This window comes from Streptomyces sp. NPDC002577 (assembly GCF_053594815.1).
Genome location: NZ_JBSFWK010000004.1, coordinates 45941 through 71618, shown reverse-complemented (window position 1 = coordinate 71618; position 25678 = coordinate 45941). Strand labels below are relative to the sequence as shown.

26 protein-coding genes are annotated in these 25678 nt (G+C 72.4%); 10 read left to right on the top strand and 16 right to left on the bottom strand.

Features of this window, described 5'->3' with window-relative positions:
* Positions 1-96 precede the first annotated feature (96 nt).
* The 3 genes from modA to ACWD4J_RS07855 are packed head-to-tail and all read left to right on the top strand — an operon-like array spanning position 97 to position 2908.
* Positions 97-933 carry a molybdate ABC transporter substrate-binding protein gene (gene modA / locus ACWD4J_RS07865; RefSeq protein WP_451394434.1) on the top strand — a complete coding sequence of 279 codons (837 nt, stop codon included), beginning with the start codon at positions 97-99 and terminating at the stop codon, positions 931-933.
* The gene (gene modB / locus ACWD4J_RS07860) at positions 930-1814 is read left to right on the top strand and encodes a molybdate ABC transporter permease subunit (protein ID WP_451394433.1); all 885 of its coding nucleotides are present in this window, start codon (positions 930-932) and stop codon (positions 1812-1814) included. The genes modA and modB overlap by 4 nt, the downstream gene beginning before the upstream one ends.
* Positions 1811-2908, top strand: a complete 1098-nt coding sequence (locus ACWD4J_RS07855) for an ABC transporter ATP-binding protein (protein WP_451394432.1) — start codon at positions 1811-1813, stop codon at positions 2906-2908. Before modB ends, ACWD4J_RS07855 begins: the two co-directional genes overlap by 4 nt.
* A gap of 52 nt (positions 2909-2960) precedes the next feature.
* Here the strand turns inward: ACWD4J_RS07855 and ACWD4J_RS07850 are convergent, their stop codons facing one another.
* Complete coding sequence (locus tag ACWD4J_RS07850) at positions 2961-3968, bottom strand: LacI family DNA-binding transcriptional regulator (protein ID WP_451394431.1); 1008 nt, start codon at positions 3966-3968, stop codon at positions 2961-2963.
* 110 nt (positions 3969-4078) lie between these two features.
* Here ACWD4J_RS07850 and ACWD4J_RS07845 point away from each other — a divergent pair, with 110 nt between their 5' ends.
* Together ACWD4J_RS07845 and ACWD4J_RS07840 are read left to right on the top strand one after the other, a co-directional pair.
* On the top strand, positions 4079-5233 hold the full coding sequence (locus ACWD4J_RS07845) for a Gfo/Idh/MocA family protein (RefSeq protein ID WP_451394703.1): 1155 nt from the start codon (positions 4079-4081) through the stop codon (positions 5231-5233).
* Positions 5230-5472, top strand: coding sequence for a Gfo/Idh/MocA family oxidoreductase (locus ACWD4J_RS07840; RefSeq protein WP_451394430.1), 243 nt, complete (start codon positions 5230-5232; stop codon positions 5470-5472). The genes ACWD4J_RS07845 and ACWD4J_RS07840 overlap by 4 nt, the downstream gene beginning before the upstream one ends.
* 88 nt (positions 5473-5560) lie before the next feature.
* On the opposite strand, the gene ACWD4J_RS07835 is transcribed toward ACWD4J_RS07840, so the two are convergent.
* The 10 genes from ACWD4J_RS07835 to ACWD4J_RS07790 all read right to left on the bottom strand — a co-directional run bounded on the left by ACWD4J_RS07835 (position 5561) and on the right by ACWD4J_RS07790 (position 12077).
* Positions 5561-6769 carry an LLM class flavin-dependent oxidoreductase gene (locus ACWD4J_RS07835; protein ID WP_451394429.1) on the bottom strand — a complete coding sequence of 403 codons (1209 nt, stop codon included), beginning with the start codon at positions 6767-6769 and terminating at the stop codon, positions 5561-5563.
* Positions 6770-6772: 3 nt separating this feature from the next.
* Positions 6773-7804 carry an ABC transporter substrate-binding protein gene (locus tag ACWD4J_RS07830; RefSeq protein WP_451394428.1) on the bottom strand — a complete coding sequence of 344 codons (1032 nt, stop codon included), beginning with the start codon at positions 7802-7804 and terminating at the stop codon, positions 6773-6775.
* Positions 7805-7921: 117 nt separating this feature from the next.
* Positions 7922-8734: an ABC transporter ATP-binding protein gene (locus ACWD4J_RS07825; protein WP_451394427.1), complete on the bottom strand. Its 813-nt coding sequence runs from the start codon at positions 8732-8734 to the stop codon at positions 7922-7924.
* Positions 8707-9537, bottom strand: a complete 831-nt coding sequence (locus ACWD4J_RS07820; protein WP_451394426.1) for an ABC transporter permease — start codon at positions 9535-9537, stop codon at positions 8707-8709. The genes ACWD4J_RS07825 and ACWD4J_RS07820 overlap by 28 nt, the downstream gene beginning before the upstream one ends.
* A gap of 270 nt (positions 9538-9807) precedes the next feature.
* Positions 9808-9891, bottom strand: a complete 84-nt coding sequence (locus tag ACWD4J_RS07815) for a putative leader peptide (protein ID WP_351303160.1) — start codon at positions 9889-9891, stop codon at positions 9808-9810.
* A 171-nt stretch (positions 9892-10062) separates the two neighbouring features.
* The gene (locus tag ACWD4J_RS07810) at positions 10063-10317 is read right to left on the bottom strand and encodes a DUF6480 family protein (RefSeq protein ID WP_451394425.1); all 255 of its coding nucleotides are present in this window, start codon (positions 10315-10317) and stop codon (positions 10063-10065) included.
* Between the two features lie 14 nt (positions 10318-10331).
* Positions 10332-10514, bottom strand: a complete 183-nt coding sequence (locus ACWD4J_RS07805) for a hypothetical protein (protein ID WP_451394731.1) — start codon at positions 10512-10514, stop codon at positions 10332-10334.
* Positions 10515-10620: 106 nt separating this feature from the next.
* Positions 10621-10839, bottom strand: coding sequence for a DUF5133 domain-containing protein (locus tag ACWD4J_RS07800; protein WP_451394424.1), 219 nt, complete (start codon positions 10837-10839; stop codon positions 10621-10623).
* 434 nt (positions 10840-11273) lie between these two features.
* Positions 11274-11462 (bottom strand): hypothetical protein, encoded by a 189-nt coding sequence (locus ACWD4J_RS07795; protein WP_451394423.1) that lies wholly within the window; start codon positions 11460-11462, stop codon positions 11274-11276.
* Positions 11463-11543: 81 nt separating this feature from the next.
* Positions 11544-12077, bottom strand: coding sequence for a type 1 glutamine amidotransferase domain-containing protein (locus tag ACWD4J_RS07790; RefSeq protein WP_451394422.1), 534 nt, complete (start codon positions 12075-12077; stop codon positions 11544-11546).
* A gap of 188 nt (positions 12078-12265) precedes the next feature.
* Here ACWD4J_RS07790 and ACWD4J_RS07785 point away from each other — a divergent pair, with 188 nt between their 5' ends.
* Together ACWD4J_RS07785 and ACWD4J_RS07780 are read left to right on the top strand one after the other, a co-directional pair.
* Positions 12266-12478, top strand: a complete 213-nt coding sequence (locus ACWD4J_RS07785; protein ID WP_451394421.1) for a DUF6381 family protein — start codon at positions 12266-12268, stop codon at positions 12476-12478.
* Between the two features lie 392 nt (positions 12479-12870).
* Entirely contained in the window at positions 12871-15513 is a 2643-nt protein-coding gene (locus ACWD4J_RS07780) for a SpoIIE family protein phosphatase (RefSeq protein ID WP_451394420.1), read from the top strand.
* A gap of 49 nt (positions 15514-15562) precedes the next feature.
* Here the strand turns inward: ACWD4J_RS07780 and ACWD4J_RS07775 are convergent, their stop codons facing one another.
* On the bottom strand, positions 15563-18475 hold the full coding sequence (locus tag ACWD4J_RS07775; RefSeq protein ID WP_451394419.1) for a HAMP domain-containing protein: 2913 nt from the start codon (positions 18473-18475) through the stop codon (positions 15563-15565).
* Between the two features lie 338 nt (positions 18476-18813).
* Here ACWD4J_RS07775 and ACWD4J_RS07770 point away from each other — a divergent pair, with 338 nt between their 5' ends.
* Positions 18814-19854 carry a SigB/SigF/SigG family RNA polymerase sigma factor gene (locus tag ACWD4J_RS07770; protein WP_451394418.1) on the top strand — a complete coding sequence of 347 codons (1041 nt, stop codon included), beginning with the start codon at positions 18814-18816 and terminating at the stop codon, positions 19852-19854.
* Here the strand turns inward: ACWD4J_RS07770 and ACWD4J_RS07765 are convergent.
* The gene (locus ACWD4J_RS07765) at positions 19811-20290 is read right to left on the bottom strand and encodes an ATP-binding protein (RefSeq protein WP_451394417.1); all 480 of its coding nucleotides are present in this window, start codon (positions 20288-20290) and stop codon (positions 19811-19813) included. The genes ACWD4J_RS07770 and ACWD4J_RS07765 overlap by 44 nt on opposite strands.
* An 81-nt stretch (positions 20291-20371) precedes the next feature.
* Entirely contained in the window at positions 20372-20767 is a 396-nt protein-coding gene (locus tag ACWD4J_RS07760; RefSeq protein ID WP_451394416.1) for an STAS domain-containing protein, read from the bottom strand.
* Between the two features lie 192 nt (positions 20768-20959).
* Here ACWD4J_RS07760 and ACWD4J_RS07755 point away from each other — a divergent pair, with 192 nt between their 5' ends.
* Both ACWD4J_RS07755 and ACWD4J_RS07750 read left to right on the top strand, forming a co-directional pair.
* Positions 20960-21130, top strand: a complete 171-nt coding sequence (locus ACWD4J_RS07755; RefSeq protein ID WP_451394415.1) for a hydrophobic protein — start codon at positions 20960-20962, stop codon at positions 21128-21130.
* Positions 21131-21147: 17 nt separating this feature from the next.
* Complete coding sequence (locus ACWD4J_RS07750) at positions 21148-22689, top strand: FAD-dependent oxidoreductase (protein ID WP_451394414.1); 1542 nt, start codon at positions 21148-21150, stop codon at positions 22687-22689.
* A 48-nt stretch (positions 22690-22737) separates the two neighbouring features.
* On the opposite strand, the gene ACWD4J_RS07745 is transcribed toward ACWD4J_RS07750, so the two are convergent.
* Together ACWD4J_RS07745 and mptB are read right to left on the bottom strand one after the other, a co-directional pair.
* Entirely contained in the window at positions 22738-24099 is a 1362-nt protein-coding gene (locus tag ACWD4J_RS07745; protein ID WP_451394413.1) for a glycosyltransferase 87 family protein, read from the bottom strand.
* Entirely contained in the window at positions 24096-25532 is a 1437-nt protein-coding gene (gene mptB, locus ACWD4J_RS07740; protein WP_451394412.1) for a polyprenol phosphomannose-dependent alpha 1,6 mannosyltransferase MptB, read from the bottom strand. Before mptB ends, ACWD4J_RS07745 begins: the two co-directional genes overlap by 4 nt.
* Positions 25533-25678 lie beyond the last annotated feature (146 nt).

Sequence of the window (25678 nt, the reverse complement as noted above, 5' to 3'; positions counted from 1 at the left end):
GCGGCCGCCTTGCTCGGCGTCAGCGCCGACACCGTGAGGATCAGGTCGAGAGACCGTAGCTGAGTCCGTCCAGGACCCTGAGGGAGTGGACCCGTGATGACCCGTTCCGTGCGCCGGAGCCGTCGGATGCTGCAGGTGACCGGCGCGAGCGCCGCCGCGCTGCTGGCCCTGAGCGCCTGCTCCTCCTCCGACGACTCCTCGTCGGCGAAGTCGGACGCCTCCTCGTCGGCCTCCGCCTCGGACGCCTCGGACAAGCTGTCCGGCGAGGTGACCGTCTTCGCCGCGGCCTCGCTGAAGGAGAGCTTCACGACGCTGGGCGAGGAGTTCGAGAAGGAGCACCCGGGCACGAAGGTGACCTTCAGCTTCGGCGGCAGCGACGCGCTCGCCGCGAGCATCACCGGCGGAGCCCCGGCGGACGTGTTCGCCGCGGCCAGCCCCAAGACTATGAAGATCGTCACCGACGCGGGGGACGCCTCCGGCACGCCGGCGACCTTCGTGCGCAACCAGCTGGAGATCGCCACCCTGCCGGGCAACCCGGACAAGGTCTCGTCCTTGAAGGACCTCACCAAGTCCTCGCTGAAGGTGGTGCTGTGCGACAAGACGGTGCCGTGCGGAGCCGCCGCCCAGAAGGCCCTCGACGCGAGCAAGCTGAAGCTCACGCCGGTCTCCTACGAGGAGGACGTCAAGTCCGCCCTCAACAAGGTGGTGCTGAAGGAGGCCGACGCGGCGGTCGTCTACAAGACCGATGTGCAGGCCGCGGGTGACAAGGTGGCGGGCGTGGACTTCCCCGAGTCGGCCGATGCCATCAACGACTACCCGATCACGCTCCTCAAGGAATCGAAGAACGCCGATGCGGCCAAGGCGTTCATCGCGCTGGTGCAGTCCGCCGAGGGCCAGAAGGTCCTGACCGGGGCCGGGTTCCTCCAGCCGTGACGTTCCCGTACCCGTCGTCGGACAAGGCCGACGCCGCGGACAGCCTGACCGGTGGCCCGCGGCGCCGCCGCGTCCGCGGGGGCCGTCGGGGCCATGGGGGCGGCCGGGGCGCCCCGTTGCCCCTCCTCCTGCCCGCCCTCATCGGCCTGGCGTTCCTGGTCCTCCCGCTTGTCGCCCTGCTGATACGGGCCCCCTGGCGGAGCATGCCCGACCTGCTGACCAGCGCCGAGGTGTGGCAGGCGCTCCAGCTGTCCCTGGTGTGCGCGACGGCGGCGACCGCGGTGAGCCTGGTGCTCGGGGTGCCGCTGGCCTGGCTGCTGGCCCGGGTCGAGTTCCCGGGGCGCGGTCTCGTACGGGCCCTCGTCACCTTGCCTCTCGTCCTGCCGCCCGTGGTCGGCGGTGTGGCGCTGCTGATGGCGCTCGGCCGCAACGGAGTCGTCGGAAAGTGGCTGGACGACTGGTTCGGGGTCACGCTGCCGTTCACGACGGCGGGCGTGGTCGTGGCGGAGGCGTTCGTCGCCATGCCGTTCCTCGTCATCAGCGTGGAGGGCACCCTGCGGGCCGCCGACCCGCGCTACGAAGAGGCCGCCACGACCCTCGGCGCCTCCCGCTTCACCGCGTTCCGCCGGGTCACGCTGCCGCTCATCGCGCCGGGCATCGCGGCCGGCGCCGTACTGGCCTGGGCCCGGGCTCTCGGCGAGTTCGGTGCGACGATCACCTTCGCCGGCAACTTCCCCGGCCGTACGCAGACCATGCCCCTCGCCGTCTACCTCGCCCTCCAGAACGACCCCGAGGCTGCCATCGCCCTCAGCCTGGTCCTGCTGGCCGTGTCGATCGCGGTACTGGCCGGGCTGCGCGACCGCTGGATGACCGCCTCATGACCGACACCGAGAAGACCGTGCAGGACGCTGTCGGCGTCCCCAGGCAGGAGACCGGTCAAGGGCTCGACGCCCGGCTGGTCGTGGAGCGCGGCTCCTTCCGCCTCGACGTGGCACTGACCGCCGCGCCCGGTGACGTCGTCGCGCTCCTCGGCCCCAACGGCGCCGGCAAGACGACCGCCCTGCGCGCACTCGCCGGTCTCGTACCGCTCACCGACGGCCACCTCCGCCTCGACGGGGCCGAGCTGGACCGTACGCCGCCGGAGTCCCGCCCGGTCGGGGTCGTCTTCCAGGACTACTTGCTCTTCCCTCATCTGTCCGCGCTGGACAACGTGGCCTTCGGGCCGCGCTGCCACGGCGCCACCAGGGCGGAGGCCCGCACCCAGGCCGCCGGGTTGCTGGAGCGCATGGGCCTCGCCGACCACGCCGGAACCAAGCCGCGGAAGCTCTCCGGCGGCCAGGCGCAGCGCGTCGCACTCGCCCGCGCCCTGGCCACCCGCCCGCGTCTGCTGCTCCTCGACGAGCCGCTCGCCGCCCTCGACGCCCGGACCCGCCTGGACGTCCGCGCCCAGCTCCGTCACCATCTGGCCGACTTCGAAGCGGTCGCCGTACTCGTCACACACGACCCGCTGGACGCGATGGTCCTGGCCGACCGCCTCGTCGTCGTCGAGGACGGCCATATCGTCCAGGAGGGCACCCCGTCCGACATCGCCCGCCACCCGCGCACCGACTACATCGCCCACCTGGTCGGCCTCAACCTCTACCGGGGACAGGCGGAAGGACACACGGTCCACGTCGACGGCGGACCCGCGATCACGACCACCGAGGACCTCACCGGCCCGGTCTTCGTCGCCTTCCCGCCCAGCGCGGTCACTCTCCACCGGGACCGCCCCACCGGATCCAGCGCCCGCAATCTGTGGCGGTGCGAGGTCGCCGGACTGGAGACCCACGGCGACCAGATCCGCGCCGACCTCACCGGCGAACTCCCCCTGGCCGCCGACCTCACCACCGTCGCCGCCGCCGAACTCGACCTCCGCCCCGGAGCCACGGTCTGGGCGACGGTCAAGGCGACGCAGACACACGCGTACCCCGCCTGAGGGGAACCCTCCGAGCGGGCCTCGCGCTTGATCCGGCACTCGAGCCGCCGGGTCAGGCCCCGCTCCGAGGCGGTGCCGTGGTGCCCCGCACCTCCAGGAAGGGCACGGCCAGATCGACTTCGCGGGGGCGGTCCGGGTCCTCGATGCGGTCGAGCAGGCGCTGTGCGGCGCGTCGGCCGACGTCGTGGCTGGCGTTGTCCACGGTGGTCAGCCACAGGTGGCGCAGGCGTGCGAGGTACGTGTTGTCGTAGCCCACGAGGGACAGGTCCCGGGGGACCTGAAGGCCGCTTTCCCCGGCGGCCGACAGCGCACCGACACACGTCACGTCATTGACCGCGAAGACGGCGGTGGGGCGCTGCGGGCGGCTGAGCAGCCGGACGGTGGCCCGGTAGCCGCCCTCCTCCGTGAGGTCTCCTTGTTCCATGGCCGCCATGTCGGCCAGACCGTGCTCCCGCATGACGGCCTCGAAGCTGCGCCGACGCAGCTCGCCCACGGCTCCGTGGCCCGCGATGTGGGCGATGTGCCGGTGACCGAGGCCGATGAGGTGTTCGGTGGCCAGGCGGGCGCCGTGCTCGTCGTCGCCCGCGACGATGTCCACGCCGGGCAGCACCGGTTCGCGGGTGCCTGCGACGACGGTGGGCACCCGCCCCGCCGCGGTGCGCAGTGCCTCGGGGTCCTGCAAGGTGCCGACGGCGATCAGCCCGTCGACGCCCAGTTCCGTGAACGTGCGGGTGAGGTCCTCGCCGAGGCGCCGGTTGAGGTGGCCGTCGGCGAGCAGCATGTGCAGGCCGCCGTCGTACAGCCGGGAGTTCAGTCCGTCGAGGAGTTCCACGAACCAGGGGTTGCGCATGTCGTTCAGCAGCACGCCGACCGTCCGGGTGCGCCGCTCGCTGAGGCTGCGTGCCGCGGCGTTGGGCCGGTAGCCGAGCTCCTCCACCGCTGCGAGAACGGCCGCCCGCTTCTCGGGACGCACTCCGTCGGCGCCGCGCAGCACCAGCGAGACCAGGGACTTCGACACGCCGGCCCGCTCGGCGACGTCGCGGATGGTCGGGGTCCTCATGTCGTGGACCGTTCCATACGGTGTCCGTGCCTGTAAAGACCTTGACACCTGCCGAGAAGCCGCCCCATCGTGGGCCACCAAGCGCTGGAACGGTCCAAAGAAGGGCGGTCATCGTGAACACGCTCGGCATCGCCGTGGTGGGATTCGGCTGGATGGGGCGGGTGCACACCCAGGCGTACGCCCGACTGCCGCACCACTTCCCGCAACTGCCTCTGCGGCCGGACCTGGTGACGGTCGCCGACGAGGTGCCCGGCCGGGCCGAGGAGGCCGCCGCGCAGTTCGGGTTCGCCTCCTCGACCCGTGACTGGCGGGAGGTCGCGGCCGACCCTCGCGTGGCGGCGGTGAGCATCGCCGCCCCCAACTTCCTGCACCGTGAGATCGGCGTCGCCATGGCCGAGGCGGGCAAGCACATCTGGATCGAGAAGCCGGTCGGGCTGACCGCCGAGGACGCCCGCGCGGTCGCCGGCGCGGTCGCCAAGGCCGGAGTCCAGGGGGCGGTCGGCTTCAACTACCGGGGCGCGCCCGCCGTCGAGACCGCCCGCGAGATGGTCGCCGCCGGCGAGATCGGCACCGTCACCCACATCCGCATCCGTCTGTTCAGCGACTACGCGGCCCATCCGGAGGGTGCCCTGACCTGGCGCTACGAGCGTGAGCGCGGGGGCAACGGAGTGCTGGGCGACCTCGCCTCGCACGGCGTCGACCTGGCCCGCTTCCTGCTCGGCGACATCGGCTCCCTGACCGCGGACACCGCGGTCTTCGTACCCGAGCGGGCCCGGCCGACCGGCGCCACCGCCGGTCACACCCGCGCGACGGGCGGCGAGCTGGGCCCGGTCGAGAACGACGACTACGTCAACTGCCTGCTGCGTTTCGCCTCCGGCGCCCGCGGTGTGCTGGAGGCGTGCCGGGTCTCCGTCGGTGAGCAGAACAACTACGGCTTCGAGATCCACGGCACGACCGGCGCCGTCTTCTGGGACTTCCGGCGCATGGGCGAGCTCGGCGTCAGCCGTGGCACCGGCTACCAGGACCAGCCCGTCAGCACGGTGTACGTCGGCCCGGTCCACGGCGAGTACGGCGCCTTCCAGCCGGGGGCGGCCACGAGCATGGGGTACGACGACCTGAAGGTCATCGAGGCGTACCGCTTCCTGCGCTCGGTCGCCGACGGCAGTCCGTACGGCGCCACGCTCGACGACGCCGTGGCGAGCGCGGTGGCACTGGACGCCATGGCCCGCTCCGCCGAGCAGGGGACGTGGGTGAGCCTGGCATGACCATCGGGGTGGTCGGCGCGGGCACCATGGGCGCCGACCATGTGCACACGCTGCACCGCTGGGTGTCCGGCGCCGAGGTCACGATGGTCGCCGACGTCGACCTGGAGCGGGCCGGCTCCGTCGCCGCCGCGGTCGGAGCCCGGGCCACCGGCGACGCCCACGCGCTGATCGCCGACCCGGACGTCGACGCCCTGTCGAGGAGGCCGCAGCCGCGGGAGCCTGCGGTGCGCCGCTGCTGAGGGCACCGGCACCAGCACCGGCCACCGCTCGGGTGGCCCGTGCGCAGCCGCATGTCACGGCCTGCGCACGAGCCACCCGGCCCGCGGTTCAGCGCCCCCCAGCGACCAGCAGCGGCGCCCTGCCCGGTGCCGGTCCCGGGCGGCCGTTCGCCGCCGGGGCCCCGGACAGCGACGCGGCCGGGATGCGCGGCAGCAGACCACGCGCCGCCAGATCCGGGAGCACGCCCTCGCCGAACCAGTACGCCTCCTCCAGATGCGGATAGCCGGAGAGGACGAAGTGCTCGATGCCGAGCGCGTGGTACTCCTCGATCCGGTCGGCGACCTCGGCGTGGCTGCCGACGAGGGCGGTGCCGGCTCCGCCTCGTACGAGACCGACGCCCGCCCACAGGTTCGGCGATATCTCCAGTTTGTCCCGGGAGCCGCCGTGCAGCGCGAGCATGCGCTGCTGGCCGACCGACTCGCTGCGGCCCAGGGCCTGTTGGGCGGCCGCGACGGTGTCCGGGTCGAGGTCGTCGAGCAGCCGGTGCGCGGTCGCCCAGGCCTCGGCCGATGAGTCGCGGGAGATCGTGTGCAGCCGGATGCCGAACCGGACCGTGCGGCCCTCCCGCTCCGCGAGGCCGCGGATCCAGTCGGTCTTCTGCTTCACCTGCTCGGGCGGCTCGCCCCACGTCAGATACACGTCGGCATGGCGTGCGGCCACCGGTCCGGCCGCCGCGGACGAACCGCCGAAGAAGATCTCCGGCAGCGGGTCGGGCGGCAGGGCGGTGAGTCCGCCGTCGATCGTGTAGTGCTCGCCGTCGAAGTCGTAGGGCTGACCGCTCCACACTCCGCGTACGACCGACAGGAACTCGTCGGTGCGGGCGTAGCGGCGGTCGTGGTCGAGGTGGTCGCCGAAGCGCCGCTGCTCGGTCGAGTCGCCGCCGGTGACGACGTTCAGCAGGAGCCGTCCGCGGGTGATGCGCTGGTACGTCGCGGCCATCTGGGCGGCGAGCGTCGGGGAGATGACGCCGGGCCGGAACGCGACCAGGAACTTCAGCCGTTCGGTGTGCTGGGACAGCGCCGCCGTCGTCAGCCACGCGTCCTCGCACCAGGTGCCGGTCGGCGTCAGCACCGCCTCGAAGCCCAACTGCTCGGCGGCCTTGGCGATCTGCGTCAGATAGTCGATGTCGGGGGCGCGCACCCCGGTCACCGGAGTGACGCGGGAGCGCTTGATTCCGCCGTCGGTGTAGGCGTGCCGGTCCACGAGGGTGCGGCCGTCGCCACCTGTCGGCAGGAACCAGTGCAGATGAACGGTCATCGGTCAGGACTCCTTGCGGGGAGCGGTCGTGGACGGCGGCAGGTCGCCGTTGTAGCGGGTGTCGACGAAGTCGTCGAACGTGACTGTGCGAGGAATCAGCTTGAGCTTGGTGAACGTGTCGGCGATTCTCTGTTCGGAGGCGATCGCGGCCTTGTCGACGGCGACGTAGACGCGCGTGCCATTGGTTCGCTTCACCGAGGCGAGCGCCACGTCGTAGGGCAGGCCGGTGTCCTTCGCCCACACCTTCGCCCAGGCCTCGGGGTGCTTGTAGACCCAGTCCTGGGCGCGCCGCAGCCGCTCCAGGTAGTCGGCTATCGCCGCGGCCTTCTTCTTGTCCGCGAGTGCCGTGGGCGACGCCACCTGGAAACTGAGGCCGTTGACGACGCCCTCGCCGGTCGTGAGGACGCGGCCCTGCTTGGCCCCCAGCACCTGTGAGGTGTACGGGTCCCAGACCGCCCAGGCGTCCACCTTGCCGCCGGTGAACGCGGCCAGGGCGTCGGCCGGCTGCAGATATTTGACCTTGACGTCGTTCAGGCTCAGACCGGCCTCCTGGAGGGAGGCGATCAGCTGGTAGTGCGCGGACGAACCCTGCGCCACGGCGATCGACTTGCCCTTGAGGTCCTGCGGCTTCTTCAGCGGCGAGTCGTCGGCGACCAGGATGGCCTCGCCTTCGGACGAGCCGTGCGAGGCCGCCACGACCTTGATCTTCGAGCCCGCTCCGGCCGCGAAGACCGGCGGCGTGTTGCCGACGCCTCCGATGTCGACGGCCTTGGCGTTCACGGCCTCGAGGAGCGGCGGGCCGGAGGTGAACGTCGACCACTTGATCTTGTAGTCGAGGTTGTCGAGTTCGCCGGCGGCACGCAGTACGGCCTCGGAACCACCCTTCTGGTCACCGACGTTGAGCGTGAGGGACCCCTTGCCGTCGGTCCCTTGACCGGAGCCACCCGTGGAGGAGTCGGCGGACGACGAGCCGGAGCAGGCGGCGAGGAGCAGGGCGAGCGGCAGCAGCAGGGCGGGGGCGAGTCGGCGTCGCATGGTGTTTCCGTTTCGGTTCGGTACGTGGGGTGGTGCTGGGGACGGGTAGTCAGGCGCGGGGGAAGGCCGGGTACGGGGAAGGGCCAGGCGCGGGGAGCGGTCAGGTACGGGGAGCGGTCAGGCGGCGGACGGGTGCGCTTCGACGCCCAGGCGTTCGAGGAGCTGTCCGCGTATCTCGGCGAAGCGGGGATCGGTGACGTCGCGCGGCCGCGGCAGATCGATCCGTGTCTCGTGGGCGATGGTGCCGCCGTCCATGACGAGGACGCGGTCGGCGAGCAGCACCGCCTCCTCGACGTCGTGGGTGACCAGCAGCACGGCGCAGCCGCGGCGCTGCCACAGTTCGTCGACGAGCCGCTGCGCCTTGATGCGGGTGAGGGCGTCCAGGGCGCCGAAGGGCTCGTCGAGCAGCAGCAGATCGGGCTCGCGTACCAGCGCGCGGGCCAGCGACGCGCGCTGGGCCTCGCCTCCGGAGAGCGTCTTGGGCCAGGCGTCGGCGCGGTGCGAGAGACCGACCTCCTCCAACGCCCTTTCGGCCACGGCCCGTTCGGGCTTGCCGGGCAGCCCGAGGAGGACATTGCGCCAGACCTTCTTCCAGGGCATCAGGCGCGGCGCCTGGAAGGCGACGGCCTTGCGCCGCGGGACGAGAACCGTTCCTGCAATGTCCCGGTCGAGTCCGGCGAGGATCTTCAGGAGCGTGGACTTGCCGCATCCGCTGCGCCCGAGCAGCGCCACGAACTCGCCCGGCTGTATCTCCAGGTCGAGGAAGTCGAGCACGGCGCGCCCGCCGAAGGTACGGGTCAGCTCCTCCACGCGTACGACGGCGCCGTAGGGGTCGTGTACGGGCCGGTCCACGGGAGCCGTCTTCGAAGGGGCCGGCCTTCCGGTGGCCGCCTCGGCCGGGGTCACCGGCCCGTGAACGTCGGTCGCCATTGCAGCAGCAGCCTTTCGAGAGTACGGACGACGAAGTCGGCGAAGAGGCCGAGGAAGGCGTAGACGATCAGGCAGACGACGATGACGTCGGTCCGCAGGAAGTCGCGGGCCTGCACCATGAGGAAGCCGATCCCTGCGTCCGCGTTGATCTGCTCGGCGAAGACGAGGGCCAGCCAGGCGATGCCGAGCGAGTAGCGCAGTCCGGTCATCGCTCCGGGCAGGGCGCCGGGCAGGACCACGTGCCGGACCAGGCCCCAGCGGGACAGCCCGAGCGACTCGCCCGCCTCGATCAGCTGGGAGTCGACGCCGCGGATGCCCGCGTACACGTTCAGATAGAGCGGGAAGGACACGCCCAGCGTGATGATGGCGACCTTCGGCGCCTCACCGATACCGAACCAGATGATGAACAGCGGGATGAGTCCGACGAACGGCACGGTACGGAGCATCTGGACGCTCGCGTCCACCAGGTCCTCGCCGATGCGGAACAGCCCCGAGACCAGAGCCAGGGTCGTGCCGGCGACGGTGCCGAGCAGCAGTCCGGCCGCGACCCGCTGCAGTGACACGCCCATCGCGGACGGCAGCGAACCGTCGGCGATCAGACCCCACCCGACGCGTGCGATGGTCCCCGGCGAGGCGAGTATGTCGGATGTCAACACGCCCGTACTGCTCAGGATTTGCCACAGGACGAGCAGGAGGACCGGGCCGGCCGGGCGGCGCAGCCAGCGGGGGACGCGGCCGCGACGGGCGGAGGAGGGGACGATCGGCTCCAGCTCGGGCGGCTCGAAATCCGATACGGGGGGCATATCCGCCGAAAATTTCTTCGGCGGAGCATGACTGACACTCATGGGAGCTCCAGGGGAGGCAGGCGGGAGGCCCAGGGGGTGGGCGGGAAGCCCAGGGCTACGCCCAGGTGGCCGTTTGTGAGCCGCCAGGACGCCCTTGACGAGCCATCAGCTCATCGACACGTCGCCGATGCGTCATCCGATACGCGTGAGGGGCACCGCGGGCGCGTTACGGCAACGGGGCGCAGGAGAGAGATGCGAAGAGGGCGAAGAGCCGGGAGTGAGAAGGCGTCAGCAGCCGCGGCAACAGGCGGCGGAGGCCACCCGCAGCAGGTCGATGTGACCGCGCGTGGTGAGCATGACGGGACGCAACATGCGACTGAAAGTAGCCAGCTCGTCTGGGCACGGTCAATGGCGTCTCGGTGAGTGGACTGGCCGTATCGATCAACGAGACGGGCCCCGTGTGGGGGCCAAGCGGTGGCCGCCGGAAGAGCCGCGTTCAACGGGCCTTCCGGCGGCCGTGGTGCGGCCATCGCCGCGCAGGGCTCAGTGCAGCGCCAGCTCCACCACCATGGCGATCAGACCGATGGCGATCAGCACGGCGACGGCGAAAATCAGTACGAGGGGAACGGCTTCCCATCCCTTGCGCACCTCGACCGGTTCCCGGTAGGCGATGCCGTGAATGCTCTCCTCGGCAGGCGGGGTCTCCTCGGGCGGCGCGCCTCCGCCGCCCTTCTGTCCGGGCGTGAGCCCCTTCTGTCCGAGCGTGAGCCGCGGTTGTCCATGGTTGGCCGTGGTCATCTCCGGTACTCCTTTCACACGGTGCGTCGCCTCCGGGACGCGCCGCCGATCTGCACCAGGGCGACATCGGTGAAGCCCGCCTCCGCGTAGGGCCGTACGGCCTCGACGGCCGCGTCGCGGTCCTGGTCGTAGCAGACCGGCAGCCGGCCGATGGGACCCGCCTGCTCGGTCGTCATCGTGTATCCGAAATGCACCATGTCGGGCGGGTGCCCGGTCGGGGTCCCGGGAAACGGCCCGGGCGGCCCCACCCGCCTCGCCACGGCTCCGCGCGCCTGTGCCTCCGCCGCGCCGCGCCCCGCGCGCCTATGCCTCCGCGCGCCGCGCCTGGTCGGCCAGGAGTCTGCGGGCGTGGCTCAGTGCCTGCTGGGGGTCGCGAACGCCGGTGTACACGCAGACCGTGTACTGCAGGTCCTCCAGCCGGCGGTGCCCCTCCGGTGTCCCGGAGGCCAGCAACAGTCCGTCGGAGAGCTTGTCGTGCTCGGCGACGAGTTCGCGCAGGACGTGGAAGTCGATGAGAGGCATGAGACGCCCCTTTCTCGCCGGTGCCGGTTGGATCGGCACCCGCTCCCAAGATGGTGCAGCCTGTCACTGAAGTGCGCCAGCCGACTCCCGACTGGCACTCCGAGGCGCGTTTGACCTGGGCTTTTGACCTGGGCTTTTACTATCTCGCGGGCTGCCGTGCCGCCGTGGTGCCATGCCTTGCGGGGGCTACCGGTGGGTCCCGGCCTCGTTACTGGAAACAAGTGCCCACGGCGGTCGAAGCGCAATCTCCCGGCGCGGGCCGACGCCCGCGGCGCGCCCGCCGCCGCTGTGGGCAGTCGTGCCTCCCCCATTGCCTTAAGGGCCTGGGAGGTGCCCCCAGGGCGATGGGGGTACCTCCCAGGCCCTTAAAGCAATGGGGGAGGGTGGGCGCAGCGGCACTCCGCGACGGCAGGCAATGCGGTGGCGGGCCGCGGTCAGTCCGGCGGTTCGGGCACCGGTTCCTCGTCCGGGCCCGTGTGCGGCCCGGGGCCCGGATCGGGCGGCGGGTGCTCCTCCGGGGGCTCGCGGCCGGGAAGTTCCGGGCCGGGCGGTTCCGGGTCGTGCGGGACCGGCTCCGGCCGGGTGGGGACGGGACCGGGACCCTCGCGGCGGGGATGTCCCATGGCTGCTGCTCCTTCCTGCCCCGTGTCGAACCTGCCCTCGTGCCGAAACGGCCGTCGTCGCTTCGAGGGCGTTTCGGCGGGTCAGCCGCCGAACTCCTGGATGAACGTCGTGCAGAACGCCTTGAGATCGTCCGGCTTACGGCTGGTGATCAGCTTGGCGGCACCGGCGTCGCAGACCCTGACCTCCTCGTCGACCCAGGTGGCGCCCGCGTTGCGGAGATCGGTACGCAGACTGGGCCAGGACGTCACCGTCCTGCCCCGCACGACGTCGGCCTCGACCAGGGTCCAGGGCGCGTGACAGATGGCCGCGACCGGCTTGCCCACCTCGACGAAGCCCTTCACGAACGCCACAGCCTTGGGATCCATCCGCAGGAAGTCGGGGTTGGCGACGCCGCCCGGCAGTACGAGTCCGTCGAAGTCCTCCACCTCGCTGTCGGCGACCGTCCGGTCCACCGGGAACGTGTCGCCCTTGTCGAGGTGGTGGAAGGCCTGGATCCTGCCGGACCTGGTGGAGATCAGCTTCGGCGTGCCTCCGACGTCGATGACGGCCTGCCACGGCTCGGTCAGCTCGATCTGCTCGACCCCCTCGGGGGCCATGAGGAATGCGACCTTCACGGTCATCCCACCTTCGCGTGCCTGTTGCATGTCGTTGCGTACGTGTTGGGACCTGTGAGGGCCTGTACGTACGTCCGGTGCACGGACCGGTTTCCCCCGGGCAGGCCTTTCACACGGGTCACCCGGGCGTTTGCGGGCAGGGCGCGGGGGCAGCTGCCCACTGACCGCACCAGGCAGAAGGACCCCCCATGAACGGCCAGTCAGACGCCGCACGCGTCCGCGCAGAGCACCTGCGTGACAAGGCCGAGCAGCTGCTGCAGCGGGCGCAGCGCTCGACCGACCCCGCGGAGGCCGAGCGCCTGCGCCACGAGGCGAAGAAGCTGCAGGACCAGACCGAACCCGTCCTGCGCCACGAGCCGGGGCCGGAGATCGGCGATCTCCGCGAGGAGTACCCGGAGTAGCGGTACCGGCCGCGGATCGCGCGTGGTCATGCGTCCGGCGGCCGCGGCGGTCCCGGACGCGGGCGGGGCTCGGGACCCGGATCGGGCCGTGGTTCGGGGCGAGGGCCCGGACCCGGCTTCGGGCCCGGCTCGTCCGGGCGCGGGCCCGGCCGCGGGACGGGCGAGATGTCGGGGTCCGGCGAGACTGGGCCGGTCATGGCGTGCCGCCTCCCTGTACAAGGCTGCTGCGACCCTTTCGTCCCTGCCGCTGCCCCGGCAGCTGCCGCCCAATCATCGGGCACCGCCGGGCAAGCCTTCGGGCACCGCTCTGTGAGTCGGCCCCGAGTAGAATCCGAGGCGTCCGGCTGTAGAGAACGAGGTGCTCACGGCCCTCCTGAAGAGCCGGAGACGTCATGATCCCTCCCGTTCGCGAGCAGGGGCCGTCCCGAGGGCCTGATGCGGGACGGGAGGAGCTGGTCGCGGCCGTCACGGCTCTCACCGCCGAGGTGGCCGCCCTCCGTACCGAACTCGCCCGCCGTCATCTGCTCGACCTGGCGGCCGGCGTTCTCGTGGCCCAGTTGTCGCTGTCCCCGTCGGACGCCACCGACCACCTGGCCCGCCTCGCCGGATCCACGGGTCTGAGCCTGCATGATCTGGCGGCCGATGTGGTCAATGCGGCAGCGGGCACCGTCGTCACCGGCCGGCCGAACGCCGTACCGACCGGGGCGGCAGACGACGTACGCGGGCCGGCTCCGCCCGGCGAACCGGGCGCGGCCGGGGACGTCGGGGCAGGCCCGGCACAAGCCGGGCACCCGTCGCGTCCGGCCGCCGACGGCGCACAAGGCCGAGGCGCGGTCAGTGCCGCGAGCGGGCCGGCTTCCGGCGGCGGACCGGCCATGGCCGCGGAGCCGGGCGGCCCAGGCGGTGCACAGGCCGGTCGCGGGCCAGGTCCGGCCGACGGCGGCCACGGGCCCGGCACACCGCCGGGCGCCGGCATGTCGTCGCGTGCCGGCACGCTGCCGGGCGCCGGCGCGCCGCGCACGGCGGAGGACGTCTCCGAAGCCGCCGCGGCAGCCCGTGGTGGACGCGGCCCGGCCGCCCTGCGGAGGGTGCGGCAGGCCTCCGCCGCGGCGGAGGCGCAGGGCAGCATCGCCGCCGTGGCGGCGTCGCTGCTGGACGGCGGGCTGCGGCCGCTCGGCGTGCAGTCGGTGTGGCTGTGGCGGCGCACCGCGAGCGACTGTCTCCAGTTGGTGGGGCATGCGGGGCTCAGCCCGCTGGAGGCCTCGCACTGGCGGTGGCTGACGCCGGAGGCGCAGGGGCCCCTGCACCGGGCGCTGATCACGGCCGCATCGGCCTGGTTTCCGGCAGGCCCGCCCGACAGCGAGCGCCTCCCGGGCCCCGGCCCGCACGCGGCCAGGGCCGTCGTACCGCTGCGCCGTGCGGGGCTGATCGCCGGGCTGGCGCTCGCCGTCTGGCCCGGGACGGCCGAGCTGGACGAGACGGTGCGCCGGGCGCTACCGGGTCTGCTGGCGCCCGCGGCGCGGCTGCTCGATCTGGCCGGCCCCGATCCCGACGATCCGCCGGGGCTCGCCGGGCTCCTCGATCTGCTGGCCCACCCGGCGATGGTGCTGCGCAGCGGGCCGGGCACGCCGGAACCGGTCGTCGAGCATCTCAACGAGGCGGCGCTGCGCAGCAGCGACATGGTGCCGGACCCGGCCGGCCGCCCGCTGGCCCAGGTCTTCCCGTCCGTCCACGCCGATCTGGTGCGGCTGGTCGCGGACGCGCGCGAGCACGCGACCCCGCAGCGCACGGTCCAGCTGCCGCACGAACACCGGCCCGGCCGCCCGGCGCCCCTGCTCGACGTACGGGTGCTGCCGCTGTCCGCCGACCGGGCGCTCGTGCTCTGGGACGTCACCACGGACCCGGGCCCGGCGGTCGTACGGGTCGCGCGGCGGCTGGAGAACGTCGCGACGTTCGAGGACGACCTCAGCACCGGCGAGTCGCGGTGGAGCGACCAGGCGTACACGATCTTCGGCGTGCCACGGGGCGATACCCCGCTCCCGCTGCGCCGGCTGGGCGGACGGCTGCATCCCGAGGACGCGGTACGTCTCGAGGAGCTGCTCGGGGCGCTGAGGGAGCGTCTGGAGGGGGCGCACACTGTCGTACGGGTGACCCGCGACGACGGCGCGCTCAGGCATGTGCGGATCGCCGCCGAGCCCCTCCTGACCTGCGGCGTCCTCACCGGTATCACCGGCATCTACCAGGACGTGTCCGCCCAGCACCACACCGAGGTCGCGCTGAGCGCCACCTTCGACCAGCTGACGACCGTGCAGGCGGAGGCCGCGATCCGCCGCCGGCTGGTGCTGGAGCTGCAGCAGGCCATCGTCCCGGAGGTGCCGACCTTCGAGAAACTGCCGGGCCTGCAGGTCGCCGCGCGGTACCGGCCGGCGGCGGAGGAGTACCAGATCGGCGGCGACTGGTACGACGTGATGCCGCTGGAGGGCGGCGAGGTCCTGATGGCGGTCGGGGACATCGCGGGGCACGGCATCGACGCCGCGACCGGCATGATCGCGCTGCGCAACACACTGCGCGGACTGGCCGTCACGGGGCACTCCCCCGGCCGGCTCATGGCGTGGCTGAACGAGGTCACGCTGCACACCGACGGGCAGCCCACCGCGACGGCGGTGTGCGCGCTGTACGACCCGGACACGCGTTCGCTGCGCTGGGCCAGCGCGGGTCATCTGCCACTGCTCCTGCTGCGCGAGGGGCATGCGGAGCTGCTGGATCCGCCGCGGAACATCCTGCTGGGTGCCGTACCCGGCGCCGAGTACCAGGAGACGGTGACGCGGCTGCTCCCGGGGGACACACTGCTGCTCTACACGGACGGGTTCATCGAGTCGCACCACATGGGGCTGGACCAGAGCCTGGCGCTGCTGGGCCGGGAGGCGGAGCGGCTGGGCTCGGGCGAGATCGGCGAGCAGGCCGACCGGCTGCTCGGGGCCGTGACCGGCGACACGGACGACGACACCAGCCTTGTCGTGGTACGCGTGCTGTGACCCCGGTACGCGTGCTGTGACCCGGATCCGGCCCCACCGGCTCACCGGCTCACCGGCCCAGCCGGTTCCTCATCCTCGCCAGCAGGTCCCCCGCGTCCACGGGCTTCGACACATGATCGTCGGCGCCGGCGGCCAGCGTCTTGATCCGGTCGCCCGGCATGGCCTTGGCCGTGACCGCGATGACCGGCACATCGGCGTACCGCGGCATGCGCCGGATCGCGGCGGTCGCGGAGTACCCGTCCATGCCGGGCATCATCACGTCCATGATGATCAGGTCGACGTCGTCGTGCTCGGTCAGCAGCTCGATGCCGCGCCGGCCGTCCTCGGCGCGGAGCACGCGCATGCCGGCGCCTTCGAGGATCTCGGTGAGCGCGAAGACGTTGCGGGGATCGTCGTCCACGACGAGGACCAGGCGTCCGGCGAGCACGTCGTCGCCGGGCCGGCGGCCATCGGCTCTGCGCGCCCGTCCTTCGGTTCCGGCCTCGGACACGGCGACGGCGCCGCTGCTCACCGGCAGGAAGAGCGTGAAGCAGCTGCCCTCGCCGAGCGCGCTGTGCGCGGTGATCGCGCCGCCGAGGAGCTGGGCGACCTCGCGGCTGATGGACAGGCCGAGGCCGGTACCGCCGTAGCGGCGGGCCGTCGGCCCCTCGCCCTGCCGGAAGGCACCGAAGATGATCTCCAGATGCTCGTCGGCGATGCCGATACCGGTGTCGGTGACCCGGAACGCGATCGAGGGACGGCCGCGCAGGGCGGGCGTCAGCTCGTCGTCCGCGGCGTTCTCGACGCGCAGCTCGACCCAGCCCTGCTCGGTGAACTTGAGCGCGTTGGAGAGCAGGTTGCGCAATATCTGGCGCAGCCGCGACTCGTCGGTGGTGAGCTCGTCGGGCAGGTCGGGGGCCGTGACCACCCGCAGCTCCAGGCCGCGTTCGCTCGCCACCGGCTGGAAGGCCGCGTCGACGTAGTCCAGCAGCTGGTGCAGCGGGAAGGCGGCCGGGTGGACGGCCATCTTCCCGGCCTCGACCTTCGACAGATCGAGGATGTCGTTGATCAGCTGCAGCAGGTCGGAGCCCGCGGAGTGGATCACCTCGGCATAGTCGACCTGCTTCTCGGTGAGGTTGCCCTCGGGGTTCTGGGCGAGCAACTGGGCCAGTATCAGCAGGCTGTTGAGCGGTGTGCGCAGCTCGTGGCTCATGTTGGCCAGGAACTCCGACTTGTACATCGAGGTGCGGGAGAGCTGCTGGGCGCGGGTCTCGAGCTCCTGGCGGGCGCGTTCGATCTCGAGGTTCTTGGCCTCGATGTCGCGGTTGCGTTCCGCGAGGAGCGCCGCCTTCTCCTCCAGTTCGGCGTTGGAGCGCTGGAGCTCCTCCTGCCGCACGCTCAGTTCGGCGGTGAGCCGCTGGGACTGCTCGAGGAGTTCGTCGGTACGGGCGTGCGCGATGAGCGAGCTGACGTTGACGCCGAGGGTCTCGATGAACTGGTCGAGGAAATCGCGGTGGATGGCGGTGAAGGGGTGCAGCGACGCCAGCTCCAGGGCGCCGATGGCCTGGTCCTCGACGACGACGGGCAGGACGAGGAGCGCCGCCGGGTCGGCTTCGCCCACGCCGGAGGAGACGGTGGCGTAGCCGGGCGGTACGTCCTCGATCGCGATCGTGCGGCGGCTCAGCGTGGCCTGGCCGACCAGGGACTGGCCGAGGCGGAAGCTGCGGGGCGCGGTGTCGGGCGCTCCGTACGAGGCGATCATGTCGAGCCGGGTGCCTTCGGCGTCCGTCCGGGCGAGGAGGAAGGCTCCGTACTGCGCGGAGACCAGCGGCGGCACCTCGTCCATGATCAGCCGTGCCGCGGCGGTGACCTCGCGGGTGCCCTGGAGGAGTCCGGAGATCCGGGCGAGGTTGGTCTTGAGCCAGTCCTGCTCCTCGTTGGCGCGGGTGGTGGCGCGCAGGGACTCGACCATGGAGTTGATGTTGTCCTTGAGGTCGCCGACCTCGCCGGGCGCCTCGACCGTGATGGATCGCGTCAGGTCGCCCTGGGCGACCGCGCTGGTGACCTCGGCGATGGCGCGCACCTGGCGGGTGAGGTTGCCCGCGAGCTCGTTGACGTTCTGGGTGAGCCGCCGCCAGGTGCCGGAGACTCCCTCCACCTCGGCCTGGCCGCCGAGCCGGCCCTCGCGGCCGACCTCGCGGGCGACCCGCGTGACCTCGGCCGCGAAGGACGACAGCTGGTCGACCATCGTGTTGATGGTGGTCTTGAGCTCCAGGATCTCGCCGCGGGCGTCGACGTCGATCTTGCGGGTCAGATCGCCCCCGGCGACCGCGGTGGTCACCTGCGCGATGTTGCGCACCTGGTTGGTGAGGTTGTCCGCCATGGAGTTGACGTTGTCGGTCAGGTCCTGCCAGGTGCCCGACACACCCCGTACGGTGGCCTGTCCGCCGAGGTTGCCCTCGGTGCCGACGTCGCGGGCGACGCGGGTGACCTCCTCCGCGAACGACGACAGCTGGTCGACCATCGTGTTGATGGTCTCCTTGAGCTCGAGGATCTCGCCGCGGGCGTCCACGCGGATCTTCTGGGTGAGGTCGCCGCGGGCGACGGCGGTGGCGACCTTGGCGATCGAGCGCACCTGCGACGTCAGGTTGTCGGCCATCGTGTTGACGCCGGTGGTGAGCTCCTGCCAGACGCCGCCGGCCCTCGGCACCCGGGCGTGGCCCCCGAGGAGCCCCTGTCCGCCCACCTCGTTGGCCACGCGGGTGACCTCGGACGTGACCTGGGCCAGCTGGTCGATCATGCCGTTGTAGACGCCCGCGATCTCTCCGAGGAGCCCTTCGGCGTCGTCGGGCAGGCGCGTGCGGAAGTCGCCGTCCCGTACTGCGGTGAGCCCGGCGAGCAGTTTCCGGAGCCCCGCCTCGCTGAGCTGCACCGGCGGGCGCCCGGTGTCTTCGAGGGTGCGGACCGAAGGTGACTCTTTCATCGCTGACCTCGCGCTCTGCGGGCGTCCGGGCCCCGGGCCAGAGGAACCTCTCGCCGGGCGGGCGAGGGGCGGCCATGCCCCCACTGTCGCACGTGACCGTCCCGCATGGCGTGGTGCCCGGCACCTGCCTGACGGCGCCGGCAGGCCGCCTCCGGCACAGGCCTGTCGGACGGGCGGGCGCCACCCACGACGAGCGGTTCCGGCGGTGAGCCGCCAGACTCGAAGTGGCCCCCAAATGGAACAAATGCATCAAATCGCACCAAGCGGTAAAGTGCCGTGCGGGGAGCCCGACGGTCCGCCTCAGCGGGCAGCGCCCGCCATCCGTCGAAGGAGCGCCCATGTCCCCGCTCACTCGCCCCGTCCGCACCCATGGCACCGACCCCCCGGCCGCAGCCCCGCCCACGGCCCCGTCGGCGGCACCGCCGACGGCCGCGCGCTCGGCCCTGTCCGGGCTGCCGGAGATACCGGACCTGAGGACCATAGGCGCGATGGATGCGCGGGCACTGTCGTCCTCGCTCTTCAGACGGCTCCGGACGCTGGAGGAGGGCACACCCGATTACTCGTACGTGCGCAACACCCTCGTCGAGCTGAACCTCAGCCTGGTGAAGTACGCGGCGACCCGGTTCCGCAACCGCCGGGAGTCCATGGAGGACATCGTCCAGGTCGGGACGATCGGCCTGATCAAGGCCATAGACCGCTTCGACGTGCAGCGCGAGGTCGAGTTCCGGTCCTTCGCACTGCCCACGATCGTCGGCGAGATCAAGCGATTCTTCCGGGACACCAGCTGGGCGGTCCGGGTACCCCGCCGGCTGCAGGAGCTGAGGATCGACATCGCCAAGGCGGTCGACAGCCTGGAGCAGCAGCTGGGGCGCGCCCCGACGACGGCGGAGCTCGCCGAGGGCCTGGGCATCAGCGAGGACGAGCTCGAGGAGGGCCGCCAGGCCGCGAACGTCTACGCGGCACGCTCGCTCGACGCCCCGGTGGAGAGCGACGAGCCTCACGGCAGGGCCACCCCCCAGCTCGGCGAGGAGGACCCGGCACTCGACGTCGTCGAATGCCTGGAGTCGCTGAAGCCGCTGATAGCCACCCTCCCCGAGCGTGAGCGCCTGATCCTCTCCCTGCGGTTCTGCGACGAGCTCACCCAGTCGGAGATCGGCGCCCGCCTCGGCATCTCCCAGATGCACGTCTCGCGGCTGCTGGCCCGCACGCTGGACGTACTGCGGGCAGGCCTGCTGGAGGACCCCGAACCGGCCCTCGAGCCGCACGCCGCACAGGACGAGCACGCCGGACAGGGCGAGCCGGGTCCCGGCGGGGACACTCCCGGTGCAGCGGCCGCTACCGCGCCCCCGGCACCCGCGACGGGGCCCGCGGGACGCTGAGCGGCGGCGCCACCTCGATCCATACGGCCTTGCCGGCCCCCCGTCGCGTCGACCCCCAGGTGCGCGCCAGCCGCTCCACCACGACGAGTCCGTTGCCGCCGGGCTGCCCCGCGGGCCCCCGGGGGCGCGGACTCGGCGCTACGGGACTGGGGTCGGTGACCTCGATGCGCAGCCGTTCCGGGGTGCAGTTCAGCATCAGCTCCTGCGGCCCTCCGGCGTGCAGGCAGGCGTTGGTGACCAGCTCGGAGACGAGGAGCAGGACGTCGTCGACCACGGCCTGGCCGTCCTCGTCACCGGCGGGCAGCCACCGCCAGTCCAGGAGGCACTGACGGCAGAAGTCGCGGCACCGGCCGACCACGCCCCGGGTGCCGTACAGGGCGAGCCGGCGGGTCTGCCCCTGCGTGGGGAGTCCGTCGATCATGGCGCGCTCCGTCATAGCTGCGCTCCGTCACTCCTGCCTGCGCTCGTCACTCGCCGAGCTCCTTCGCTCGCCGGGTCTGGTCGCTCGCCGGCTCCGTCACTCCTGCGGCCGGCCGGTCAGCGCCTCGTCGAGGCTGTCGTACAGCCGGAAGACAGCGGCGGCTCCGGTGATGTCGAACATGCGGGCCACCGGCGGCCGAAGGGTTGCGAGCTCCAGTCCGACGCCGGCCTCCTGCGCGTCGAGCCGCCCGTGCAACAGCACGTTCAACCCCGTGGAGTCGCAGAACGTCAGGTCCTTGCAGTCCACCACGATGCGCGTGGCGGCCGTGCTCAGGCCCTCCGTCAGAGCGTCGCGCAGTACGCCGGCCGAGTCGTGGTCGAGCTCACCGCCGACAGCCAGGACCAGGGTGTCGCCCTCGACCCTGACATCGACGGTGAAACGTGCGCCGCCGGTCACTCCACCCTCCGGCTTCCCGTCAATCCCGGACATCATGCAGACTCTTTTCGTTTTGTCGGCGATGCAGTGAATGACCGTGCCTCACGGCTTCTGACACCTTCCGGTCGGGTTCCGGTCAGGCCGGAGACCCGGGCCAGAGCGCCAGTATGAGCATGACGGCACGCCCCCAAGGCAGCACGAGCAGTGAACCGGGATTTTTCGGGCACTCGGATGTCAGGAGGTGCCGACATGATCCCGCTTCTCGTGGTGCTGCTGGTCATCCTGATCCTCTTCGGAGCCGGATTCGCGGTGGACGTCCTCTGGTGGCTCGGGCTGGCCCTGCTGATCGTGTGGATCATCGGATTCTTCTCGACCCGTGCGGGCCCCGGAGGCGGGCGGACGCGCTGGTACCGGTGGTAGGGCGGGCAATCATGGCCATGACCGCCGCCCTCCCCGGCGTGTACGAGTCGTACTGGATGGCCTCGGCCGCGCTCCCTGCCCGTCCCCCGCTCACCGAGGACACGGAAGCGGACGTCGCCGTGGTCGGGGCCGGCATCGCCGGGCTCTGCACGGCCTGGGAACTGGCCCGCAAGGGGCGGAGCGTGGTGGTCCTGGAGGCGTCCCGGGCAGCCGCGGGGGTCACCGGGCACACGACGGCGAAACTGACGGCGCTGCACACCCTGGTGTACGACCGCCTGCGCCATGCCCGCGGCCCGGACGCCGCGCGCCTGTACGCGCGTTCGCAGTCCGACGCGATCGAGCACGCCGTGGCGGTCGCCGGCGAACTCGGCGCCGACTGCGATCTGGAGCGGGTCCCCGCGTTCACGTACTGCGCGGACCCGGAGCGGCTCGACGGGATACGGGCCGAGGCGGAGGCGGCACGCGAGGCGGGCCTCGAGGCGTCCTTCGTCACCGAGACCGGTCTGCCGTACCCCGTCGCGGGCGCGGTCAGGGTCGAGAACCAGGCGCAGTTCCATCCCCGCAGGTACCTGCTCGCGCTGGAGCGGGACCTCGAGGCACACGGCGGGAGGATCTACGAGGGCACCCGCGTCCTGCGTCTCGACGAGGGCGCGCCCTGCGTGCTCGGCACCGAGTCGGGGGCCAGGGTCAGCGCCTGGGACGTCGTCGTCGCCACCCACTACCCGGTCTTCGACCGGGCGTTGCTCTTCGGTCGCCTCTCCGTCCATCGCGATCTCGTCGTCGCCGGGCCCCTGGCGCCCGAGCGGGATCCGGGCGGCATGTACATCACGCAGGAGGAGAACACGCGTTCTGTGCGCACCGCCCCCCTTGGGGACGGACAGCGGCTGCTGATCGTCACCGGCGAGCTCGCCAGACCCGGGACGGGCGACACGGACCAGCGCTTTCGGAACCTGGCCGACTGGGCACAGGAGCGTTTCCCCGGTGTGGAGATCACTCACCGCTGGGCGGCACAGGACAGTGATCCCACGGACACCGTGGCGCTGGTCGGCCCCCTGCATCCCGGCGCCGCACACGTGCACGTGGCGACCGGGTTCGGCGGGTGGGGCATGAGCGGCGGCATCATGGCCGGCCGGCTCCTTGCGGACCTCATCACCGGTGAACGGCCGCCGTGGGCGGGACTGTACGACCCGCGCCGCATGCTGAGCCTGCTGCGCGAGGCACCGGCCTTCGTCCGCCACCAGCTGGAGACCGGCCGTCACTTCATCGGCGACCGGCTGCGGGCGGTGTCCGTAGAGTCCGTCGACGACATCGCTCCGGGCAGCGGGGCCGTGGTGCAGCACGGCGGGCGGCGCTCTGCCGTGTACCGCGACGAGGACGGGACGCTGCACGCCGTGTCCGCGCGCTGCACGCACCTCGGCTGCCTCGTGGACTTCAACTCGGCGGAACGGTCCTGGGACTGTCCCTGCCACGGATCGCGCTTCGGCATCGACGGCGAGGTGCTCCAGGGACCCGCGAACCGGCCGCTCGGCAGCCGCGAGGTGCCACCTTCCCGGCCGTGAACGACTCCCATGAACGACTCCCCGACGGCGTCGTGAACGGCCGGGCTTCTACGCTCGGTCGCTCCCGGCGGCTTGGCGGTGCCGGTGGTCCCGGTCGGTCCTGCCGCCGTCCTGAGCGATCTTGCCGTCCTGGGGGTCCTCGTCGCCCTTGCCGTCCCGGCCGTCGGCTCCCCTGCGCACCGGAAGCCCGAGCAGCAGCCCCAGGGTGATCCACACATAGGTGTTGCTGCCGAGGAAGCCGTCGATGCCGGACGCGCCGTCGTACCAGATCCACACCACGCTGCTGCACAGCACCACGTACACCGTGCCCGCCGTGGCGAGGAGCCGTCGGCGGGCGGGGGTGCCCGGGGCGTGGCGCAGTCCCGCGTCGGCGAGGACCGCGAAGGACGGCAGCAGCCAGACGAGGTGGTGCACCCAGGTGATCGGGCTGACCAGGCAGGCGGCGAGGCCGGTGAGGGCGAAGGCGGCCATGATGTCGCCGCCCGCGACGGCGCGGTACGCGCGCCAGGCCCATACGCACAGGACCGCCACCGCCGCCAACGCCCAGACGGCGCGGTCCGGTTCGGCCGGTGCGGCGAGCCGGGCGAGGACCCCCTGCAGCGACTGGTTGGACACATAGGCGAGCTGGCCGATGCGGTCGGTGTCGCGCAGCGCCTCGGTCCAGTAGAAGCGTGAGGCGCCGGGCGCGGCCCATGCGGCGAGCGCCGTCGCACCGGCGGCGACGGCCGTCGCGACGGCCGCGGCACGGGGCCGCCGCGCGAGCACCAGCAGGCCGATGAAGAGCGCGGGCGTGAGCTTCACGGCTGCCGCGAGGCCGATGCCGACGCCCGCCCACCGCGCCCAGCGCGCGCGTCGGCCGCCGCTCGACGCGCCCGTCAGCAGCCAGGCGTCGCCCAGCACGAGGGCCAGCAGCAGCAGATTGACCTGCCCGAAGCTGAACGTGTCCCGCACCGGCTCGAGCAGCGCCATCAGGCACCCGAGCACGGCGAACCCGAACCACCCGTACCCGCCGTGCCGCCGCAGTATCGGCGCCGCGAGTACGTACAGCACGGCCAGGGCCGCGGCGATGTTGAGCAGCAGCCCGAGGGCGATGGCGGTGCGCAGACCGAGCAGCGCCATGGGCAGCATGGCGACCGCCGCGAACGGCGGATAGGTGAAGCCGTACGTGGTGCCCGGGACCCGGTAGTCGTAGATGGTGCCGCCGTGGTGGACCCACTGGCCGACCGCGCCGTAGTACACGCGCAGGTCGAACCAGTCGCGGTGCAGGGGCACGGTGGCGAGGAAGACGCCGACGGCGGTGGCGAGCACCAGCACCAGCAGGCGGCGCCCGCTCTCGGTGCGCGGGGCTCGCAGGCCGAGGGCACCCCTTCCGCGGGCCGTCCCGGGGGTGTCGTGTCCGTGCGTGCTCATATCGACGGTTCCGGCTCCCGGTGCCCGGGCAGCCCGGCCGGCTGCCGTGCGGACTGGTGGACCTGCCAGAGGACGACCACCGCGAGCGCGCCCCCGGACACGGCCAGCGCCAGCTGCCCCCTGTCGACGGGGCCGCCGCCCGGCAGGGCCGCCAGCGCCAGCACCCCGCTGACGGCGGCCACCCGGCGCCGTACGGAACTGCTGGGCGCCGCAGCGGCGATGAGGAACAGCCCCCACAGGACGTACCAGGGCCGGATAGCGGGTCCGAGGACGGCGATGGCGGCCAGGCTGAGCCCGACGGCGTAGACGGGGGCGGGCCGCGGGCGGCGCAGCCATATGACGAGCAGGGCGATGAGGGTTGCCGCGATGCCGATCGCGTGCCAGGCCGGCGCGGCGAAGCGGGCGAGGTCGCTGCCGGCATGGTCCAGGAGGTCGCCGGTGAGGCGCCCGAGCACGGTGGTGAGGGCCCAGTTCTGCGCCGACACGGGGGTCTTCAGTGCGCCGATCCAGCCGTATCCCGTGCCGGCCACGGCCGTTGCCGCGACCGTGGTCGCGAGCGCGGCCGCCGCGGTGGTCGACGCGGCCCGCAGCACCCGGTGCCGCCCGGTGCGGCCGCGCACCCGCAGGGCGACGACGGCGAGCAGGCCGAGCGCCGCGGGGGCCTTGACCAGGGCGGCGAGCGTCACGAGTACGGCGCCCAGGATGTACCACCGGCCGCTGGCGGCGACGAGCCCGACGCCGAGCAGCCCCAGCATGACGGCGTCGTTGTGCGCCCCGGCCACCAGATGCAGCAGGACCAGCGGGTTGAGCGCGCCGAGCCACAGTGCGGCGGCCGGGTCGGTACCGCAGTGCCGGGCCAGCCTGGGCAGCGCCGCCGCCATCAGCGCCACACCGAGCAGCGCGACGAACCGCATGCCCATCACCCCGGCGGGCACCTCCGCGCGGGTGAGCACGGCCGTGACCTTGGCCAGGACGAGGAAGACGGGGCCGTAGGGCGCCCCGGTGTGCCGCCAGACGGGCGCCACCTCGGACACCAGCGGCCCGCCGAGCCGGGCGGGCCCGTACGCGTACACGTCGATGTGTGCGTCCACCATCGCGCCCTGCGCGAGATAGCTGTACACGTCCCGGCTGAACAGGGGCGGCGCCAGCACGAGCGGGGCGGCCCACAGGGCGAGCACCATCAGCAGCGCGCGGGGCGACGGCGGCTCGGGGCCGCGTACCTCACGCCCCATCAGCGCCCATGCGGCGATCAGCAGGACGACCCCGAAGTACACGCCGACCAGCCCCAGCGCCGCGCCGGCCGCCGAGAGCGACAGCGCGTCATGGACCGGCAGCGCCCCGGCCGTCTTGCCGCCGGCAGCGAGGGCGGTGGAACCGATCAGTCCCAGCAACCGGCAACGGCGGAAGTCGACGGAGGCGGGTAGGAGCGGCACCCGGGCAGCCTGACAACGGCGGGTGACCACGAGGCAGCGGGCGCCTCTCGGTTCGGCGGCTGCGAGGTGTCCGGCCTGTTACGGAGACGGAACCGGCCAGGAGAACACGGATCCGGCCGGGAGAACGCCGGACCGCGTGCGCGGAG